This is a genomic window from Microcystis sp. M53603_WE2 (assembly GCF_030065435.1).
Window position 1 is genome coordinate 1 of record NZ_JASJFF010000188.1, and the last position, 3,296, is coordinate 3,296.

General features: G+C 44.6%; 2 protein-coding genes. One reads left to right on the plus strand and one right to left on the minus strand.

The window, feature by feature from the left end; genetic code table 11:
- Window positions 1–143: 143 nt before the first annotated feature.
- Window positions 144–929, minus strand: coding sequence for a chitinase (locus PX481_RS03970; protein ID WP_288093739.1), 786 nt, complete (start codon window positions 927–929; stop codon window positions 144–146).
- Window positions 930–1,292: 363 nt separating this feature from the next.
- Here PX481_RS03970 and PX481_RS03975 point away from each other — a divergent pair.
- On the plus strand, window positions 1,293–3,296 hold a 2,004-nt coding region (locus tag PX481_RS03975), incomplete at its 3' end, for an isoamylase (RefSeq protein WP_288093740.1).

Sequence of the window (3,296 nt, forward strand, 5' to 3'; positions counted from 1 at the left end):
ATTGTCACAACACAAATTTCACAAAAAAGGGATGACCGCTCTTTTTAACTTGATTAAGTTGACCCCAATTTACCCCATCATTAGAGGTGTAAAAATTAGCACCAGAACAGCTATTTGAGGATAAACCTGTAGGACAAGCATTGCTAAACAGGAAAAACTTTGATCGCTTTTTCGTAGTAAGCCTGACGATCAGCTAGTCCGTTAAGACCACCATTGACTCGTCGGGTGATTTCTTCCACCGTTGCACCGCGATCACAAAGAGCATTCATGTTATTGTTATGCCACCAAAAACCGCCACTGGTAAAAGGATAGGTGGTACTAACATAGTCAACTCCATCCATCACTTTCGGATCATGAATATAATTCGCAAAAGCTTGATAGTTACTGCGTCCCGTTAGTTGAATAACGCCCGCTCCCTTATATTTGGGACCATCTCCCGGCTCAATATTGCCCAGGTCTTTCCGTCCGTTATACTCCTCACCGCTACCCAGTTCTTTCATCCATTTCAAGCCTCCACTTTCATGGGCAGTTTGGCTTAAGAAATGACACATTCGGGGGTGAGTGTTAATGTCAAAGCGATTTAAGCAAGAATTGAGGTCTGCTAATTGTCCATCGCTAATGACATTACCATAGATAAATTCGGCTTGAGTTTTGGAGATCAAATTATTACCCCCTGGTAATTCTTTAAGTTCTAGTAAAAATTTCGCCGAAGATGATCCCAAGGTATCCAATTCGCCTTCTTTGATTTTTTGTTTGAATTCTTCAAAGGCTTGTTTTGTTTGGGATCCATAAATACCATCAACCCCATTAGCAGGAAGTAATCCGAAAACTTGTAAACGGGTCTGAACTTCTCGGCAAAGTTCCGAGTCTCCTGCTAAGGAATCAATGGGTTTAACAAGGTTTTGTTGAATGATGTCTTCTAATTTCATGGTGTTTATTTCCTGGTATTGAGTCCTGGCTCTGTCGTTTCATAGTAATTAGCAAAGTCTTGATCGCCAGGGGTTGCACCGGCAGAAAATTGCGTATAAACCTTGACTTGTTTGCCTTTTGGATTCCAGCTTGTCTGATTCTCATAATTAGATAGAGGATTGTCGGGAGGAGCAACTTTATGAGATGCTTAAGTTCTGCAGCTAAAAGTTATTCCTATGTCAGCCCCCCCCCATCCTCAACTATTTGAGCAACTAAGTCAATGAATTAAGCCCAGAAACGTTGAATCTCGTCATAAAAATTTACATTCAAGAGTATACTAAATCTAGACTTTAGACGGTCATAATCTGAGATTTATTAAACTTATGAAATCGGAGAGTGAGATCGGTCAAAATCATCCCCAATCTGGTAATTATGCCACCCTAGATAGCCATCTCTGGGCCGATGTCACTTATCCCCTCGGGGCGCATTATCGGGGCGATAGTGTCACCTTTGCCGTCTATTCTAAAAATGCCAGTCAGATTCTTCTGGAAATCTACGAGCGCCCGACGGGAGAAAACGCTAAGTATGATTACCGGTTGACAAAAAACCCCAATGATGATATATGGCGGGCAAAAATCGCCGGTATTGGCCACGGCAGTTACTACGCTTTTCGCTGTTGGGGTCCCAATTGGCAATTTGATCAAAAATGGCAAAGAGGCCACAGTAACGCCGGTTTTCGGGCAGATGTGGACGATTTTGGCCATCGTTTTAACCCCAATAAAGTCCTCTTCGATCCCTACGCGCGAGAACTTTCCCACGACTTTGAAACCCTGGCCATGATCGCAGCCGGAGAAAATGCGGGAATCTATGCCACGGGAGAAGGGGACTACAAAGGAGTGATCCGGCGGCAATACGATACGGGTAAATGGTCGCCCAAAGGCATTGTGATCGCACCGGATGGAACTTCCACCGGGATTCGTCCCCGTCTGGGGGCCGAAAAAGCGATCATTTACGAAGCCCATGTGCGCGGTTTAAGCAATCACCCCTCCGCTAGTCGTTTAGAAGATATTCTCAAGGGAATTACAGGTTTTGAGGAAGTGGCCAACGTTCCCGACCAGTACAGAGGAACTTATGCAGGGGCCGGCTATATGGCCAAATACCTGAAAGCGCTAGGATTTACCACGATCGAACTCTTACCGGTCCAAGAAACCGCTAACGATAATAACCCCGACGATCGCCCCAGCGGTAACTATTGGGGTTACATGACCTTTGGTTATTTCGCCCCCGATCGCCGTTATGCTTATGATCGCTCCCCCGGGGGACCGACCAGAGAATTTAAGGCCATGGTCAAAGCTTTCCACGACCAAGGTATGGAAGTTTATCTCGATGTGGTCTATAATCACACCGGAGAAGGGGGCAATTGGGGCAGCAACGATGTCACCGGATTTGTTAGTTTTGGTGGTTTTGATGTGGTGGAATATTATCAACTCAGCGACGAACATTATCTAGTTGATGGGGCCACTGGCTGCGGAAATCAATTAAACTTTTCCCATATTGTCACCTGTAATCTGGTTCTTGATTCCCTCACCTATTGGTTAGAAACCATGGGAGTTGATGGTTTTCGTTTTGATCTGGCCCCTGTCCTCGGTCGAACTCCTTCTAGTCATGAACGAGAAGATTGGCACAAGCAAAAACAATTCTTTCCTAAACATCCTTTGTTAGAAAATATCGAGCAATTAGGCAAGAAATACGATGCCGAAATGATCGCCGAAGCTTGGGATATCTGGGGTTACGAGGTGGGGAATTTTCCATCGGGTTGGGGCGAGTGGAATGGTCGTTATCGCGATGCAATTCGGCGTTTTTTAAAGGGAGATGGTAATACTTTTAAATTCATCGAACAGGTGAACGGAGATTATCACAATTTTAACGACCAAGGCGGACCACAAAAATCGATCAGTTTTATTGTTGCCCACGATGGTTTTACCCTGATGGATTTGGTCAGTTATAACCATAAAAATAACCTCACTCCCTGGCCCTTTGGTCCTTCCGATGGCGGCAATAATAATAACGATTCTTGGGATTCTGGCGGTAATCAGGCCTTACGTCGCCAAAGATTACGCAACTTTTGGACGATTCAATTTTTATCTCGCGGTGTTCCCATGACTGTCTGGGGCGATGAATTTGGCCGCAGCCAAAATGGTAATAAGAATCCCTACAATATTGATAGTGTGGCCACTTGGAATAATTATGATATGATCGCCACCCGTTCACCCCATCTACTGCCCACCGGTTATCGGGAAGCTTATCACAATAATTTTGGCACGGGAACTAATCAAGAAGAACGCAATCCTTTATTTATTTTTGCCGCTTATATTGCTCACTTAAGA